Annotated in this window: 16 protein-coding genes; 6 read left to right on the top strand and 10 right to left on the bottom strand. The window is 60.6% G+C overall.

Annotated elements, in window-relative coordinates; translation table 11 throughout:
* Positions 1-21: 21 nt before the first annotated feature.
* The 4 genes from FBZ99_RS30290 to FBZ99_RS30275 all read right to left on the bottom strand — a co-directional run bounded on the left by FBZ99_RS30290 (position 22) and on the right by FBZ99_RS30275 (position 3,096).
* Positions 22-1,170 carry an efflux RND transporter periplasmic adaptor subunit gene (locus FBZ99_RS30290; RefSeq protein WP_113354474.1) on the bottom strand — a complete coding sequence of 383 codons (1,149 nt, stop codon included), beginning with the start codon at positions 1,168-1,170 and terminating at the stop codon, positions 22-24.
* Between the two features lie 60 nt (positions 1,171-1,230).
* A complete protein-coding gene (locus FBZ99_RS30285) occupies positions 1,231-1,839 on the bottom strand; it encodes a TetR family transcriptional regulator (RefSeq protein ID WP_113332469.1) in 609 nt (202 codons plus the stop codon).
* A gap of 228 nt (positions 1,840-2,067) precedes the next feature.
* Positions 2,068-2,547, bottom strand: a complete 480-nt coding sequence (locus FBZ99_RS30280) for a hypothetical protein (RefSeq protein WP_145636601.1) — start codon at positions 2,545-2,547, stop codon at positions 2,068-2,070.
* Positions 2,548-2,664: 117 nt separating this feature from the next.
* Positions 2,665-3,096 (bottom strand): OsmC family protein, encoded by a 432-nt coding sequence (locus tag FBZ99_RS30275; protein ID WP_004117925.1) that lies wholly within the window; start codon positions 3,094-3,096, stop codon positions 2,665-2,667.
* 359 nt (positions 3,097-3,455) lie between these two features.
* Between FBZ99_RS30275 and FBZ99_RS30270 the strand changes: the two genes are divergently transcribed.
* Both FBZ99_RS30270 and dgoD read left to right on the top strand, forming a co-directional pair.
* Positions 3,456-4,250, top strand: coding sequence for a FadR/GntR family transcriptional regulator (locus tag FBZ99_RS30270; protein ID WP_145636599.1), 795 nt, complete (start codon positions 3,456-3,458; stop codon positions 4,248-4,250).
* Between the two features lie 30 nt (positions 4,251-4,280).
* A complete protein-coding gene (dgoD, locus tag FBZ99_RS30265; RefSeq protein WP_145636597.1) occupies positions 4,281-5,429 on the top strand; it encodes a galactonate dehydratase in 1,149 nt (382 codons plus the stop codon).
* A gap of 324 nt (positions 5,430-5,753) precedes the next feature.
* Here the strand turns inward: dgoD and FBZ99_RS30260 are convergent, their stop codons facing one another.
* The 6 genes from FBZ99_RS30260 to FBZ99_RS30235 form a co-directional block, all read right to left on the bottom strand.
* On the bottom strand, positions 5,754-6,470 hold the full coding sequence (locus tag FBZ99_RS30260; RefSeq protein ID WP_112341769.1) for a Bax inhibitor-1/YccA family protein: 717 nt from the start codon (positions 6,468-6,470) through the stop codon (positions 5,754-5,756).
* A gap of 22 nt (positions 6,471-6,492) precedes the next feature.
* Positions 6,493-7,263, bottom strand: coding sequence for an anti-sigma factor family protein (locus FBZ99_RS30255; RefSeq protein ID WP_113354470.1), 771 nt, complete (start codon positions 7,261-7,263; stop codon positions 6,493-6,495).
* A complete protein-coding gene (locus FBZ99_RS30250) occupies positions 7,250-7,789 on the bottom strand; it encodes a sigma-70 family RNA polymerase sigma factor (protein ID WP_113354469.1) in 540 nt (179 codons plus the stop codon). The genes FBZ99_RS30255 and FBZ99_RS30250 overlap by 14 nt, the downstream gene beginning before the upstream one ends.
* Before the next feature lie 64 nt (positions 7,790-7,853).
* Positions 7,854-8,777 (bottom strand): bestrophin family protein, encoded by a 924-nt coding sequence (locus FBZ99_RS30245; RefSeq protein WP_145636595.1) that lies wholly within the window; start codon positions 8,775-8,777, stop codon positions 7,854-7,856.
* Positions 8,778-8,907: 130 nt separating this feature from the next.
* A complete protein-coding gene (msrA, locus tag FBZ99_RS30240) occupies positions 8,908-9,657 on the bottom strand; it encodes a peptide-methionine (S)-S-oxide reductase MsrA (protein WP_113354467.1) in 750 nt (249 codons plus the stop codon).
* A gap of 120 nt (positions 9,658-9,777) precedes the next feature.
* Positions 9,778-9,987: a SlyX family protein gene (locus FBZ99_RS30235; protein WP_113354466.1), complete on the bottom strand. Its 210-nt coding sequence runs from the start codon at positions 9,985-9,987 to the stop codon at positions 9,778-9,780.
* A gap of 234 nt (positions 9,988-10,221) precedes the next feature.
* Between FBZ99_RS30235 and FBZ99_RS30230 the strand changes: the two genes are divergently transcribed.
* The 4 genes from FBZ99_RS30230 to FBZ99_RS30215 are packed head-to-tail and all read left to right on the top strand — an operon-like array spanning position 10,222 to position 13,964.
* Entirely contained in the window at positions 10,222-11,055 is an 834-nt protein-coding gene (locus FBZ99_RS30230; RefSeq protein WP_145636593.1) for a metallophosphoesterase family protein, read from the top strand.
* Entirely contained in the window at positions 11,052-12,215 is a 1,164-nt protein-coding gene (locus tag FBZ99_RS30225; protein ID WP_145636591.1) for an ABC transporter ATP-binding protein, read from the top strand. Before FBZ99_RS30230 ends, FBZ99_RS30225 begins: the two co-directional genes overlap by 4 nt.
* The gene (locus FBZ99_RS30220; RefSeq protein WP_145636588.1) at positions 12,208-13,131 is read left to right on the top strand and encodes a carbohydrate ABC transporter permease; all 924 of its coding nucleotides are present in this window, start codon (positions 12,208-12,210) and stop codon (positions 13,129-13,131) included. Before FBZ99_RS30225 ends, FBZ99_RS30220 begins: the two co-directional genes overlap by 8 nt.
* Complete coding sequence (locus FBZ99_RS30215; RefSeq protein WP_145636586.1) at positions 13,128-13,964, top strand: carbohydrate ABC transporter permease; 837 nt, start codon at positions 13,128-13,130, stop codon at positions 13,962-13,964. Before FBZ99_RS30220 ends, FBZ99_RS30215 begins: the two co-directional genes overlap by 4 nt.
* Positions 13,965-13,969 lie beyond the last annotated feature (5 nt).

The following is a 13,969-nucleotide window of genomic DNA, read 5'->3' as shown; positions in this document are numbered from 1 at the left end:
CGTCGTCCCCCTCTATCCGGATCAGCGTACGATATCCGCCGAAGCGGCTTTGGTGTCAGCGGAGGCCTGCTGAGCGCCGACGCTCGGAAGCTTGACCTTCATGTTTTCGCTCATGAACTGGGTGCCGGCTGCAACGACGACATCACCGGTCTTGAGGCCATCGGCCACGCGCACGCCGTCATCGGAAAAGTCCGCGACCTTGATGGTCCGGGAATGCACAGTGCCGGCACTGCGGTCGACAAGCCAGACGATCTGTTGCCCGTCCCTCTGTGCAAGCGCGCTCAGCGGAATGGAAACATAGGGCTGCGTATTGTCGGCAAGCGCCTCGATCGTCGCGGTCATGCCAAGCAGAACGCGCGGATCGTTCGGCACGCTCACACGCACCGCGAAGGTGCGCGACTGATCGGCACTCCCGGACACTTCACGCACCTTTCCATCCAGCACGAGCGCCGCGTCGGACCAGAAGCGCGCCTTGACGTCCTTGCCGACCTTGAACTGGGCGATGTCCATTTCCGGGACAGCGACCTGCACTTCCTTCTCGCCATCGACGGCAACGGTGATGACTGGTGTGCCGGAACTGACCACCTGGCCGACATCGGCATTGATTGCGGTCACGATACCATTCATGTCGGAGGTCAGGTCAGCATAGGCGACCTGATTCTTCGCCTCGGTCAATGCCGACACCGCGGAATCGCGCGTCGAAACGGCCTGCTCATAGGAAAGCTCCGCCTGCTCGAGCTGCGACTTCGAGGTGACATTCTTGTTAAAGAGCGTCTGTGCACGCGTGCGGGCAAGCTCGGTCGTCTGCACCTGCTTTTCGGCCGCATCCAGATCGGCCTGCGAGCGGCGCACGGCGAGGATATAGTCGGTGGCATCTATGCGGGCGATCACATCGCCGGGCTTTACCCTCTGGCCGATATCCACCTTGCGCTCGATGATCTTGCCATTGACGCGAAAGCCGAGATTCATTTCCGTCCGCGCACGAACGGCGCCGGAATAGTCGAGCTTGCGCGTCGTGTCCGCCTGGGCGATTTCGACGACCTTGACCGGCCGGATCACCTCCGCCGTCTCTTCCTTCTTCTCATTGCAGCCCGAAAGCCCGAGCCCCAAGGCTGCAAGTAGAACCGCACCGGCAGCGGCCCGTAGAGTGTTGGTCGTCAGCGAAACCATGTCGCTCTCCTAAAATCGAACAAAAAGTGGAAACACGCCGGCCATCCGGTGCGCGCATTGCTATTTCTTCAAAGCCCTGATGACGAATGCGATGATATCTTCGGGATCTGCCTGGTAGGGCTTGGCAAGGCACTGGGCCACCATTTGCGGGTGACAGAGATCGACGGTCGCCGCAGCGAAGCATTTGGCGGCAAGATGCGGGTCCTGTTCGGCGAATTCGCCGGCAGCAATCCCCTCCGCGATGATTTCGGCGACCAGCGCCTGCGTACGCTCGATATGCTTTTCGATGACATGCCAGTCGCGCTCGATGGCGACGATGACCATCTCGTGAACCTTCTGCTCATCCAGCATGGTCTCCAATATCATCTTGTACTGAGATAGCGCGTAAGCCCGTAGCCGCTCGGTCGCGCTGATCGGCTGATTACGGATACCAAGAGCCATCTGATAGCTCTGGCCGAGCATGCGCCCGCAAAGAGCCTGGTGGATTTCCGTCTTGGAGCCGAAGAACCGGTAGATATTTGCCGTCGACATGCCGAGATCCCGGGCGATATCGGCGACGTTCGTCTTGCTGTAGCCATAGTGGCGAAACAGCTTTTCGGCGGCATCGAGAATGCGCGTGATGTTTTCCTGGCGGGCAGGATCGGCGCTAACGTCGGAAAGATCGAGCATAAGCAGGCCTGATGGTTTACGAGTGACGATTTTCAATTTTCGTCACTCGTAAACCATCAGAGCGCCGATGTCAATAAAGCCGACCACAACTTGGGCGGCTTTTAGATGCTATTCAATAAACCGAGAATGCGCCGAACTACTTGAAGCAACAGTTAAACGATCGACAACAGCCTCGCGGGGCGAAGCCGAAAGTGTCCGAAATTTTATCGCGGCACCGCCGCTGCGTTGTCAGGCGCTCAAGAGTGTCGGATGAAAACGTCGAAGGCTGAAAAAGCCGACGAAGACGATGACCACCAAAAGCGCCACCTGCGCCGCGAGAATCGGCGGCTCGTTTCCGGTGGGCGCCAGCGCATTGAGCTCCGGTATCTTCTGGAACGATTGAATGATGAGCACCAGACAGTTGAAGAACAACAACACGAGCGCGCCGATCACGAAAATGGCACGCCATATGCCGGCAAGGTGGAATGTGTAGCGCGCCAGCGCCGTCGGAATGAAGATCAGCAGACAGATAATGCCGACGATGATCGCCGGCGTCACGCCATGAAACGGGAACAGAAAACCCGTCAAGCTGGTGAGAGCCGTCGTCAGCATGTAGACGAGCGTCGAACGATTATGACGGTCGGCGGTGAGAAAGCCGTAGGCTACCACGATGCCGCTGATGATGGCGACCAAGCTGATGACGACGTGAATCAAGAGAATTCCAGACATTCGCCCCTCCAAGTGAGCATTGCATTTCGATGGAAATGACAGCCCAATGCCCCGAATGCGGAATATATACGAAACGCGCCGCGCCAGCCAGCGCGACGCGAAGACCTTAGAGGCCGCTCAGGCGGCGTGAACTTCCAGAGAGATCGGAACGGAGGCAAGCGCCTTGGAAACCGGGCAGCCGGCTTTCGCCTTGTTGGCAAGCTCGGTGAAGGTCGCTTCATCGGCGCCGGGCACCTTGCCGGTCAGCGTCAGGTGGATTGCGGTGATGGCGAAGCCGCCTTCGACGCTTTCAAGCGTCACCTTGGCCGTCGTCTCCATGCTTTCGGCGGTGAAACCGGCTTCATTGAGGATCAGCGACAGGGCCATGGTGAAGCAGCCGGCATGCGCCGCGCCGATCAGCTCTTCCGGATTGGTGCCGGCAACGCCTTCGAAGCGGCTGGCAAAACCGTAAGGATAGTGATTGAGCGCGCCGCTCTGCGTCGAGATCTGACCCTTGCCGTCCTTCAAGCCACCGGACCATTGAGCCGAACCTGTGCGATTGATCTGCATGTCATCCTCCTTGTCGTTGAATGAATTTCGGGAGCGGAACCGCGCCTCCCGTTGATGATCGACGGCAAGCGGCTTGACCGCCTGCATCGTCACCATAGTTCTTCTATCCGCCCAAGACGACGCCGCCGTAACAGCAGCGAGGCCGATTTCGAAAAGCATGGGACGAGGGATTGTTCCCGGATAGCCTCATCGAAGCCTTTTTAAATCATCATACAAGCATATTGCCAATGTATGATGATTACCATATCATCGCGTTCACCTGGGCGCGAAGCGCGGCAAGGCATCGCCCGCATGGAAGCCCCTCTCGTCGAAAGAGAAGGTATTCGGAAAAGCATGCGAAACGGTGTGGAGGAGATAGGGTGGAATCGCTCGAAAGACAGGGGCACGAGTCATCGGCTCAGCCCGGCCGCCGTCCGCGCGTGCGCAGAAACGTGACGGCGGCGATCGCCGAAGATATCTGTGCCGAACGCTACCCCTCCGGCTCGACCCTGCCGCGCGAAAACGATCTCTGCGAAATGTACGGCGTCAGCCGCACGGTCATCCGCGAATCCCTCAAGGTGCTGGAGTCCAAGGGGCTCGTGCGTGGCAAGCCGCGCATCGGCACCACCGTTTGCGACAAGGACGATTGGAACATTCTCGACCAGGACGTGCTGGCATGGATGGGTCCCTATATCGCCGATTTCGATATTCTCGGCTCCATTCTCGAAGCGCGCCGCACCATAGAGCCCGCCGCCGCAGAATATGCGGCCGAGCGCGCCACGGCCCGCGAAATTGCCGACCTGGAGAGTGCATGGCAGCAGATGCGCGACAGCGGCGATGATCCGGAAGGCTTTACCGAAGCCGACGTGACCTTCCACAGCGTACTTCTGAGCGCCAGTCACAACCAGGTGTTCCGGCGCCTCTCCAGCGCCATGCATGCCGGCCTGAAATATGCTCTGCACGCCTCCAACGTCGCCGCCGATAGCCGCGACGAAGCGATTGCCGTTCACGGCGAACTTGTCGAGGCACTGCGCCTGCGCGACCGCGATGCCGCACGCGCCTGTGCCCATCGCATGCTCGATCTTGCGGCCCGCGATCTCGCTGTCGAACGACGGCTGGACGAAGGCCGGATAACCAATCCCGAAACCCGGAGATCTGCGGCCTCGCGCCGCTGACACAACCCAAAGCCAAACGGAATCATTCCCATGAAAATCACCAAGCTGACGACCTATATCGTTCCCCCGCGCTGGCTGTTCCTGAAGATCGAGACCGATGAAGGCATCGTCGGCTGGGGTGAGCCCGTGGTCGAGGGCCGTGCGCTGACCGTACAGGCCGCCGTGCACGAACTGGAAGACTATCTGATCGGCAAAGACCCCTTCCTGATCGAGGATCACTGGACCGTCATGTACCGCGCCGGTTTCTACCGCGGCGGCGCCGTTCACATGTCGGCGCTGGCCGGCATCGACCAAGCTCTCTGGGACATCAAGGGCAAGGCGCTGGGTCAGCCGATCCATTCGCTGCTCGGCGGTCAGGTGCGTGACAAGATCAAAGTCTATTCCTGGATCGGCGGCGACCGCCCCTCCGACGTCGCCAACAACGCCAAGGATGTGGTCGCCCGCGGCTTCAAGGCGATCAAGCTCAACGGCTGCGAGGAAATGCAGATCGTCGATACCTATGACAAAGTGGAGAAGGCCGTTGACACCATCGCCACCATCCGCGAGGCAATCGGCCCCTATATCGGCATCGGTGTCGATTTCCACGGCCGCGTCCATCGTCCGATGGCCAAGGTACTCGCCAAGGAACTGGAACCCTACAAGCTGCTCTTCATCGAAGAGCCGGTGCTGTCGGAAAACCGCGAGGCGCTGAAGGAAATCGCCAATCATTGCTCGACGCCGATCGCTTTGGGTGAGCGTCTCTATTCGCGCTGGGACTTCAAGTCGGTCCTGTCGGACGGTTATGTCGACATTCTTCAGCCCGATCTCTCCCACGCAGGCGGCATCACCGAATGCCGCAAGATCGCGGCCATGGCCGAAGCCTATGACGTGGCGCTCGCCCCGCATTGCCCGCTCGGCCCGATCGCGCTTGCCGCCTGCCTGCAGGTCGACGCCGTCAGCTACAATGCCTTCATCCAGGAACAGAGCCTCGGCATTCACTACAACAAGGGCAACGACATCCTCGACTACATCTCCAACAAGGAAGTGTTCCACTATGCCGATGGTTTCGTTTCGATCCCGCAGGGACCCGGCCTCGGCATCGAAGTCGACGAAGCCTATGTCATCGAGCGTGCCAAGGAAGGCCATCGCTGGCGCAACCCTGTCTGGCGCCATGAGGACGGCAGCGTCGCCGAATGGTAAGATCAGGCTCGTCTCCTGACGGACGAGAAACCGCATATCTCCAATGATGAAAGGCCCGATGGCAGCAGATCTGCGCTATCGGGCCTTTTCTTTAGACAGTGCTCTTTTAATCCGGCACCTTCCCCTTTGCCGCGTGGCGGCGAATATCGGTGCACATCCCGTGTGCCGTTCTCCCAAAAAAGTTGCGCCTGCAGTATCGGCGCAGATACTGCAGGCGCGTCATGCGTCTCAACAAGCCCCCAGGGAGACGCATTACCGGAGCATGATCACCAAAGGCGTGGAGTGCCCTTTAGCTCTGACCATGCTCAAGCAGGCAATTTCAAACTACTCCCGCTCGCCGGTGAAATTCAGCAGCAACTGGAAGATGTTGACGAAGTTCAGATAGAGCGACAGGGCACCGAAGACGGCGAGCTTCTGCTGCGATTCCTGATCGTAGTTTTCGGCATACTGCTCCTTGATGTTCTGCGTATCCCAGGCGGTCAGGCCGACGAAGACGACGATACCGATGATCGAGATGGCGAACTGCAGTGCGCTCGAACCCAGAAAGATATTGACGATGCTGGCGATGATGACACCGAACAGACCCATCATCAGGAACGAGCCGATGTTCGAGAGATCACGCTTCGTCGTATAGCCGTAGAGGCTGGTCGCGCCGAACATGGTCGCGGCGATGAAGAAGGTACGCGCGATGCTCGTGCCGGTGAAAACCAGGAAGACGGAGGCCAGCGACAGGCCCATGACGGCACAGAAGGCCCAGAACATCATCTGCGCCGTGCTGGCCGACATCGACTGGATGCGGAACGAGAAGAAGAACACGAAGGCAAGCGGCGCCAGCATGACGACCCACTTCAGCGGGCTCTGGAAGATCGGCACATAGAGCGCCGGCGTCGTGCCGACGATCAGCGCGACGATACCCGTCACGACAAGGCCGATACCCATGTAGTTGTAGACGCGCAGCATATGCCGGCGCAGCCCCTCGTCGAAGAGCGCCTGAGAGCCGGCGGCGGCTCCGTAGCCGTATCGCGGATTGGTCGGGTTCATGGTCGTTCTCCTTTAATCCAAACTAGTAGAGGCTGCGGGCAAGCTTTTCGGCATCGCCGTCAAGCTGACCCGCCTTGCCGTTGCCGATCAGCGCATAGGCGACTTCCCCGATCTGCCAATAGGCAGCCTGGACATCGTCACGCTTGATGTGACTGACATCCTGCACGGCGAAATTGCCCGGACGGACGGCAAACAGTGACAAATGTCCGTCTGCGCCGGCATCGACCATCATTTCGACGCTCGGACCGAATTCGGACGGATAGATTTGCGCATCGGTGACGCGCCAGTCGCCCGGCAGCTGCGGCAAAATGATTGCCGTCGATGCGCGGATTTCATCCGGATTGTAATTTGCAGCCGCCGACTGCGGCTTGATTTCTTCGCGCACGGCCGTGGTCTTGTAGGCGCGCACAGCATCGTCGACGAAGGCCGGCGGCCGTGTCGACGCGCTGACCTCGCTCGCCGTAAAGGCGCCGAAGGACGTATGCGCAACCCAGCCGGTCGTGACCAGCACGGCAACGGCCGCAACACGCTGGAAAGAGCCCAGCATACGGCCGTAGACCAGCCCGCGTTCCAGCCGCCGTGCGGCCTCACGCGTTTCCGCCCGAACCACATGGCCTTCTCCGGCCAGCGCCATGCGCAGCTCGCCGCGGATGCTCATATCGGCCATTACCTTGGCGGCGATCTCCGGATGCTCCGAGAGATAGGATTCCACCTCGACACGGCGCGCAAGCGTCAGTTCGCCGTCGACATAGGCGTCGAGATCGGTATCGATGATCGGATCAACGATTTTCATTGCCGCCTCCCTCGATAAGCCTGAGATGTGAAACCTTGGAGGTCGCCTCCTCAAAATTGCGCAGGCTCGCGCGAGCCCGGGCAATGCGGGACATCAGCGTGCCCAGAGGAATGCCAAGTGCTGATGCCGCCTCCTGATAGGAGAGATCCTCGATCGCCACCAGATGCAGCGCCTCGCGCTGCTCCTCGGGCAGACTGAAGAAAGCTTCGCGGACCTGGTTCAGGCGAACCGTGTGATCCTGCGATGCCGGCAATGCCGTTTCGAGGTCGGCCGCAGCCTCCTCGTGACGGCGGTTCAACGACTTCTTCTGGCGCAGGCGGTCGATATGCACATTGTGCAGGATCGATAGCAGCCAGGTGCGCAGATTGCCGTCGCGCCTGAAAGAAGCCTTGCGCTCATAGGCCTTGACCAGCGCGTCGTGCACCAGATCCTCGGCCTCGTCCGCATTGCGCACGAGCGAGCGGGCATAACGTCTCAGCGAACCGAGCTGCCCTAAAACATCGAATGTGCGTCCTTTGCGTTCCATACACCTATATACGGAAGCACTCCGGATTCTATTCCATCGCCCAAAGAATATTTTTTGCCGATTTTCACATCAGCAGAAAGTCCTTGGGCTGCGGCAGCGGCGGCAGGTCGGTTTCTCCCAGCGCTTCGCGCAGATCGATCTCGATCGTATCCGCAAGCGCACCGATGGCGAGCGCATTGGGGCGATGGCCGAAAGGGTCTTCCAGCTCGTCGCCCAGCGCATCCAGGCCAAAGAAGGTATAGGCGATCAGGGCGGTCACGAAGGGCGACCCCCAGCCGAGCGTATCGACATAACCGAAGGGAAGCAGGAAACAGAAGAGATAGGCGGTGCGATGCAGAAGCAGCGTGTAGCCAAAGGGCAGCGGCGTATTGCGCAGCCGCTCGCAAGCCGCCTGGGCCGCACCCATCTGGCCGATCGTGATATCCAGCATCTGGTACTGGATATCCGAAATCGTGCCCAGTGCCTTCAATCGCGCCAGATCGGCAGACATGAGGCGCAGAATGAGATCGGGCTTGTTGCGGGCCGCATGGTAAAACTCCGCCTCGCTCGGAGCAAGCAGGCGAAACACCTTGCCCTCGTCGCTGCCGGGCCGCAGAAGACAGACCAGCGCCTGCGCGAAGGCCATCGTCAGGCGCAGCAGGTCCTTGCGCGCTTCGATGCCGGCCTCCCCTGCACTCTCCAGCACCAACGTCTGCCGGGCGAAGCCACGCGCGAGATGGACGAGCTGCCCCCAGTCGCGCCGCCCCTCCCACCAACGGTCGTAGCAGGCATTGTTGCGAAAACCGAGGAAGATCGAAAGCGCGATACCGAGCAGCGATAGCGCCGAGCCGTTGAAGGAGACGATGAGGTTCGGCCGCTCCTCATGGCCCCAGACGATCAATGCTGACAGCAGAAAGATGGCAATGATCTGCGGCAGGATACGCCGGATGATCGACCCACGAAGGATGAAGAAAAGCTGGAAAAGATTCGGCCGGTCGCGGACGATCATGGCGAAGCGCACTCTCGATGAATGTCAGGTGGCGCAGCAATACACCAGACGCGCTGAGAGTAATGAGCATTTCTTGCAAGGCGGCCGTGACCGGCGGGCATCGCTCGCCGGTTAGCTCATCGGCTATCGGTCAGTTCGCGCCGGCGCTCGCGGTCACCAGAACCGGGTCGGGGCGATAATCCCTAGGAAAGAGATGCTCGAGGTTCTTAATCTTCGGCAGATCGTTGATGACGATGTACGGATACGTCGGATGCGTCGTCAGGAAATCCTGATGATAGCTCTCGGCGGCATAGAATTGCCGCGCCGGCTCGATCTTGGTGACGATCATGGCGTCGAAGACCTTGGCATGGTTGAGCTGATCGATATAGGCCTTGGCAATATCGGCCTGTGACTGGCTGGTCGGGAAAATCGCCGAGCGATATTGCGTCCCGGTATCCGGCCCCTGATAGTTCAGCTCCGTCGGATCATGTGCCACTGAGAAATAGATCTGCAGCAGATGGCCGTAGCTGATCTTGTGCGGATCGAAAACGATGCGCACGGATTCGGCATGGCCGGTATCGCCACCGCTCACCATTTCATAATGCGCCGCATCCTTGCTGCCACCGGTATAGCCTGACGTCGCGCTGATGACGCCATTGACGTGCTGGAAGACGCCCTGCACGCCCCAGAAACAGCCGCCGGCAAGCACCGCCGTCTCCGTGTTGGCAGAGGCTGCCTTCTCGTCCATGCTCGGTGCGGGAATGACACGCGCGTCCTCGGCCGAAGCACGGCCGACAAATTGCAGCGCAACGCCGCCAAGCAATACTGCCGCTGTCAGGCCGGCGAAGCGAACAAAGCGTGCTGAACGGAATCGGATCATGTCCGTCGATAAAATCTTCATGGTGATTTCCTCTCGACCGCGATGCAAATGCTCCGGTCACAAAGAAATACGGGAAGACAGGCTCTTTTGTTACACACGCCCGCGTGTAACACCGAAACGTGAATGACGCGGTGACCTGATTCAGTAATGCGGCGGCTTGGTAATGGCCGGCGCTTCGAGCGATTGTTCCTCCAGCGTCAAAAACCGCTCGGTCAGCCGGTCGAGCTTCTGCCTGGTCTGTTCGACGACCTTCCATTGCTCGGCAATCTGGTCGGACAGTTCCTCGATCGTCTTGGCCTGATGAGCGACCATCTCCTCGAGTTTGGTGATGCGGCTCTCTTCGTATGACATATCGGACCCCTTTCGCAACGATCTATAGCACCGACATCGCCGCGTACAGTGCTTCCATTTGGCACGAAGCGAAAGGCGGCGCCATTTGACGGCGATATGACAAAACTGAAAAACAGCTGAAAAGACCTGTTACCTGACTGACATGGGCGCCTTCTAAAGAGAGCGCATAGACGCGCCCATTTGAAGGCAATCCCTTCCACAGGCGCACCATTCTGAAGACCTCGGAGAAGCGCCGTGAAGATCATCCAGATCACCGACACCCATTTGAGCCCCAACAAGCCACATTTCAACGGCAATTGGGAGCCGCTGGCGAAATGGATCGAGGCAAGCGGCGCCGATCTCGTCGTTCATACCGGCGATCTCAGCGTTGACGGCGCCGATAGGGATGAAGATCTCGTCTTCTCCATGGAGATGATGCGGCAGGTCTCCGTGCCAATGCTCATCGTCCCCGGCAACCACGATGTCGGCCACCTGCCCGGCTCCTATCAGCCCGTCAATCCCGAACGGCTGGACCGCTGGCGCCGCCTCGTCGGCCCGGATTATTGGGCGAAGGATGTCGGCAACTGGCGGCTGATCGGCCTCAACAGCCTGCTCATGGGCGTCGAGGATGCCGAGGAGCAGAAGCAGTTCGACTGGCTGCAGGAGATACTCGAAAGCCGTGGCGAGCGTCGCATTGCCCTTTTCGCCCACAAGCCGCTCTTCGTTGATGCGCCCGATGAGGGCGATACCGGTTACTGGAGCGTGCGCCCGGCCCAGCGCCGCCGTCTCTACGATCTGATCGCGGCCCACGACGTCGCCCTCTTCGGCAGCGGCCACCTGCACTGGACCTGGGAAGGCCGCTTCAATGACACCAACCTGGTATGGGCACCGCCCGGCGCCTTCATCCTCGACAAGATGGAACGCGAAATGCCCGGCGAACGGCTGATCGGCGCAGCGATCCATGAACTTAGCGAAACGGTCTCTACGGAGCTCGTCGCCGTACCCGGCATGACTGCCTACTTCCTCGATGATGTTGTCATGGAAGTCTATCCGCAGGCCGCCCCCAAGGCAAAGGAGCCGACCGAATGAGCGCACTCTCGCTTCGCGGCATCGCCAAATCCTTCGGCGGCAACGCCATCCTCAAGGGCGTCGATCTCGACGTCCAGCCCGGCGAATTCATCGCCCTCGTCGGCCCCTCGGGCTGCGGCAAGAGCACGCTCTTGCGCATCCTCGCCGGTCTCGACCATGCCGACAGCGGCGAAATCATCCTCGGCAGCAGCGACGTTTCCGGCGTTGCAGCTGCCGATCGCAACATCGCCATGGTCTTCCAGTCCTACGCTCTCTATCCGCACCTGACGGCCTCGGAAAACATTGCCGTGCCGCTCGCCATGCGCCGCCTGTCGCGCGTCCAGCGCCTCCCCTTCATCGGCTCGCTCATCCCCGGCCAGCGCGCGGCTCGCGCCGGCATCATCCGCGATGTCCGCGACATGGCCGTCTCGCTGAAGATCGATCACCTGCTCGATCGCAAGCCGGGCCAGATGTCGGGCGGCCAGCGCCAGCGCGTGGCGCTGGCCCGCGCCATGGTCCGCCGTCCCGCCGTCTTCCTCATGGACGAGCCGCTTTCCAATCTCGACGCCAATCTGCGTGTCCATGCCCGCGGTGAGATCGTCGATCTGCATCGCCGCGCCGGTGTTCCCACGGTCTACGTCACTCACGATCAGGCCGAGGCGCTGTCGATGGCCGACCGCGTCGCCGTCATGATCGGCGGGCAATTGCTGCAGATCGCCTCGCCGCAAACGATCTATGACGACCCGGCTCATGTGGAAGTCGCCCGTTTTGTCGGACAGCCGCGCATCAATCTGCTGCCGGCGCTCGCCGAAAACGGCACCGTCGCCTTCGGCGGCATCCGGCTGGCGCTCGACGACAGCAGCTTTGCCGGCAGGAATGTGACCCTCGGCATTCGCCCGGAATTCGTCCAGCTCTCCCAGGACCGCCAGGATGCGCTCGCCGCCCATATCGAGCGCATGGAATTCCTAGGCTCGGAAGTCATCCTCTATGCCAAGCTCGACGCCATCGGCGAAACCATGGTCGTCAAGCTCGCACCGGCAGAAGTCGCCGGTCTATCCGCCGGTGCGCCGGTTGCGCTGACGCTCACGGCCGAGCAAGCCTTGGTCTTCGCCGAAGACGGCCGCCGTTTGCGCGCGAGCCCGACGACGGTCGATGCCACGCGGGAGAAGGCGCATGGCTAGCATCGCTGCCACCTCCCTGCCGATGCAGGCGGCCGCGGCACGCGAACGCAGCGAGGCCCGTACGGCTCTCCTCTTCGCTCTGCCCGCCATCATCCTGATCGTGCTCTTCATCATCGTGCCGATCGTCGCCGTCGTCGTACTCGGCTTCACGGATTTCCAGCTCGGCGACAAGAGCCTGCGTTTCGTGGCTTTTGAGAACTACGCGCATCTGCTTCGCGACCGCGCCTTCCAGAAATCGCTCTGGAACACGGCGACCTACACCGCCATCGTGGCACCCGTCTCGATCGTGCTCGGCCTCGGCGTCGCGTTGCTGATCGAGAGCGAAGGCATCGGCCGCAGCTTCTTCCGCACGGCCTATTTCCTGCCCGTCGCCTCGCTGATCGTCGCGATGGCGACCGTCTGGCAATATCTCTTCCATCCGACGATCGGCCCGATCAACGCGCTGCTCGGCGAGATCGGCGTGCGTGGCCCTAACTGGCTTGGCGCCTCGGCGACCGCGCTCTACAGCCTGTCGATCATCGGCGTGTGGCAATCGGTCGGCTTCAACATGGTGCTGTTTCTCGCAGGCCTCACCGCCATCCCGCGTGAACTCTACGCCGCAGCCGAAGTCGATGGTGCGAAATCGGCCTGGGACCGCTTCTGGCTCGTCACCTGCCCGATGCTCGGGCCGACGACGCTGTTTGTGACCACAATCAGCATCATCAATGCGGTGAAGGTCTTCGACACCGTAAAGGCCCTGACCGACGGCGGCCCGAACCATGCCTCCGAAGTCCTGCTCTTCACCATCTACCAGGAAGGCTTCGTCTATCTCCGCGTCGGTTATGCCTCGGCAATGACCACGGTGTTTCTCGCTATCCTCGTGGTGCTGACCTTCCTGCAATATCGCGTCCAAGACCGGCAGGTGCATTACACATGACCTCGACAGGCTACACTCCCGGCCGCATCCTGCGCCTCTCTCTGCTGATCCTGGGCTCGCTCGTCTTCCTCGCGCCCTACATCTTCATGATCTCGACCGCCGGCAAGGCGCAGGACGATATCTTCACTTCGGCACTAAAGCTGATCCCGACGCATTTCTATTACGTCGAGAACATCGCCAAGGCGCTGAGCAAGGTTTCGATGGGCACGCTGCTGTTCAACGGCGTCTTCGTCTGCGGCCTGATCTTCTTCTTCCAGGTGCTGATCGCCATCCCCTGCGCCTATGCCATGGCGAAGCTGAAATTCCCGGCGGCGCGCATGATGATGGTGCTGGTCATGCTCGGCCTGCTGATCCCGATCCATGCGACGGCGCTGCCGCTCTATGTCGGCTTCAACAGCCTGTCGCTCTTGAACAGCTACGCCGCCCTGGTCGCGCCCTTCTCGATCTCGGTCTTCGCGATCTTCATGTTCCTGCAGTTCTTCCGCGCCATGCCCGACGATCTGATCCACGCCGCCCGCCTCGATGGCATGTCTGAAATCGGCATCGTCGCCCGCGTCATCGTGCCGAATGCCTGGCCGGCAGTCACGGCTTTCGCGATCTTTTCGGTGGTCGCGCACTGGAACGATCTCTACTGGCCGCTGATCGTCATCACCAAGCAGGAATATTTCACGCCGCCGCTGGGTCTCATGTATTTCCGCGCCGCCGAAGCCGGCGACGACTACGGCGCGCTGATGGCTGCAACCCTCATCATCACCCTTCCCCTCGTCGCGGCATTCCTTCTGGCACAGAAGCGTTTCGTCGAGGGCATCACCATGACCGGTCTCAAAGGCTGACCGGT

The sequence above is a fragment of the Rhizobium sp. ERR 1071 genome (assembly GCF_007828675.1).
Classification (GTDB): domain Bacteria; phylum Pseudomonadota; class Alphaproteobacteria; order Rhizobiales; family Rhizobiaceae; genus Rhizobium; species Rhizobium dioscoreae.
The sequence above is the reverse complement of the archived record's forward strand: the minus strand, read 5'-3'. Positions and strand labels throughout refer to the sequence as shown.

Bases quoted from the DNA above. Each gene is read 5' to 3' on its own strand.
- FBZ99_RS30290 (WP_113354474.1), bottom strand. From the start codon at position 1,170: ATGGTTTCGCTGACGACCAACACTCTACGGGCCGCTGCCGGTGCGGTT.
- FBZ99_RS30285 (WP_113332469.1), bottom strand. From the start codon at position 1,839: ATGCTCGATCTTTCCGACGTTAGCGCCGATCCTGCCCGCCAGGAAAAC.
- FBZ99_RS30280 (WP_145636601.1), bottom strand. From the start codon at position 2,547: ATGTCTGGAATTCTCTTGATTCACGTCGTCATCAGCTTGGTCGCCATC.
- FBZ99_RS30275 (WP_004117925.1), bottom strand. From the start codon at position 3,096: ATGCAGATCAATCGCACAGGTTCGGCTCAATGGTCCGGTGGCTTGAAG.
- dgoD (WP_145636597.1), top strand. From the start codon at position 4,281: ATGAAAATCACCAAGCTGACGACCTATATCGTTCCCCCGCGCTGGCTG.
- FBZ99_RS30260 (WP_112341769.1), bottom strand. From the start codon at position 6,470: ATGAACCCGACCAATCCGCGATACGGCTACGGAGCCGCCGCCGGCTCT.
- FBZ99_RS30255 (WP_113354470.1), bottom strand. From the start codon at position 7,263: ATGAAAATCGTTGATCCGATCATCGATACCGATCTCGACGCCTATGTC.
- FBZ99_RS30250 (WP_113354469.1), bottom strand. From the start codon at position 7,789: ATGGAACGCAAAGGACGCACATTCGATGTTTTAGGGCAGCTCGGTTCG.
- FBZ99_RS30245 (WP_145636595.1), bottom strand. From the start codon at position 8,777: ATGATCGTCCGCGACCGGCCGAATCTTTTCCAGCTTTTCTTCATCCTT.
- msrA (WP_113354467.1), bottom strand. From the start codon at position 9,657: ATGAAGATTTTATCGACGGACATGATCCGATTCCGTTCAGCACGCTTT.
- FBZ99_RS30235 (WP_113354466.1), bottom strand. From the start codon at position 9,987: ATGTCATACGAAGAGAGCCGCATCACCAAACTCGAGGAGATGGTCGCT.
- FBZ99_RS30225 (WP_145636591.1), top strand. From the start codon at position 11,052: ATGAGCGCACTCTCGCTTCGCGGCATCGCCAAATCCTTCGGCGGCAAC.
- FBZ99_RS30220 (WP_145636588.1), top strand. From the start codon at position 12,208: ATGGCTAGCATCGCTGCCACCTCCCTGCCGATGCAGGCGGCCGCGGCA.
- FBZ99_RS30215 (WP_145636586.1), top strand. From the start codon at position 13,128: ATGACCTCGACAGGCTACACTCCCGGCCGCATCCTGCGCCTCTCTCTG.